Origin of the sequence: Candidatus Corynebacterium faecigallinarum, assembly GCF_052264515.1 — a bacterium.
GTDB lineage: Bacteria > Actinomycetota > Actinomycetes > Mycobacteriales > Mycobacteriaceae > Corynebacterium > Corynebacterium faecigallinarum.
In genome coordinates, this window is sequence record NZ_JBQQOC010000065.1 from 1 (window position 1) to 1,577 (window position 1,577).

1 protein-coding gene is annotated in these 1,577 nt (G+C 59.4%); it reads left to right on the forward strand.

Annotation, left to right across the window (positions count from 1 at the left end; all coding sequences use genetic code 11):
- Positions 1-1,577, forward strand: a 1,577-nt coding sequence (locus tag ACTXPP_RS14040) for a type I restriction enzyme subunit R domain-containing protein (protein WP_443342722.1), incomplete at both ends; no start/stop codon positions are given.

A 1,577-nucleotide genomic window follows, 5' to 3' on the forward strand; every position in this document is an offset into this window, starting at 1 on the left:
GATCGAAGACATCGGCAGCGATCTCTCGTGCACTCAGCGGTGGCGAGGACGACGACGAGGAGAGCGTCGAGGATCAGATCAACAGGATCATCGAATGGAAGAAGCTGCTGCCTAACGCAAGTTACTTCGCGTTCACTGCGACCCCGAAGAACAAGACGCTGGAGATGTTCGGGGAGCCAGTCGCGAACCCTGATGGCACCACCGGGTACCGCCCGTTCCACTCCTACACGATGAAGCAGGCTATCCAGGAGGGCTTCATCGTCGATGTACTGGCCAACTACACCCCGGTCGGCAGCTACTACAAGCTCATGAAGACCGTCGAAGACGATCCTGAATTCGACGCCACGCGGGCCTCGAAGAAGCTGCGCGCCTACGTCGAAGGGAACGAGCACGCGATCGCGCAGAAGGCCGACATTATGGTCGAGCACTTCCTCAGCCAGGTTCTCGCCAAGCAGAAGATCGGCGGGCAGGCCCGGGCGATGATCGTCACCTCGTCCATCGCCCGGTGCATCGAGTACTTCCATGCCGTCGATGCGGCGCTGACTGCCCGGAAGAGTCCATACAAGGCGATCGTGGCGTTCTCCGGTGAGCATGACGACAAAGGTGTTCAGGTCACCGAGGCGAGTCTCAACGGGTTCCCCTCCCGCGCGATTGCCGAACAGATCAGGACCGATCCGTACCGAATTCTCGTGGTCGCCAACAAGTTCCAGACCGGGTACGACGAGCCCCTGCTGCACACGATGTACGTCGACAAGACCCTGTCGGGCGTGCTCGCCGTGCAAACGCTCTCTCGGCTCAACCGTGCGCACCCGGCCAAGCACGAGACCTTCGTGCTCGACTTCGCGAACACCGCTGACGACATCCAACGCGCCTTCGCCCCGTACTACCGCACAACGGTTCTCGCTGAAGCCACGGATGCGAACAAGCTCCACGACCTCGTTCATGAGCTCGACAATTTCGGCGTCTACACGCCTGAACACATTGACGAGTTCGTCTCACGGTACCTGCGAGGTGAGCCACGAGACCGGCTAGATCCATTGCTCGACGAGTGTGTAGCCGAGTACGTCGAGTTTCCTGACGAGGATGATCAAGTCAAGTTCAAGGGTGACGCGAAAGCGTTCCTACGGACCTACAACTTCCTGTCGACTGTTCTGACCTACGGCAGCGTGAATTGGGAGAAGCTCTGCATCTTCCTCGACCACCTTGTCCCGAAGCTTCCCGCTCCGAAAGAAGAAGACCTCTCCACAGGGATTCTGGAGAACGTCGACCTCGAGTCCTACCGAGCGGAGAAACTCGCCTCCATGCGCATCGTGCTCGACGATGAGGACGGTCTGATCGCCCCTGTTCCCGCTGCCGGAGGCGGCAGTCCGGCTGATCCAGACCTGGAGCGACTCTCGGAGATCGTGAAGAGATTCAACGTCCACTTTGGCAACATTGAATGGAACGACTCCGACCGCATCGAGCGGTTCATCTCCGAAGAGATTCCGCGCCTTGTCTCGGAAGACGAGGCCTACAAGAACGCTCAAGCCAACAACGATCCGGTTAACGCGCGCGTCGAAAGTGACCGCGCACTCGGT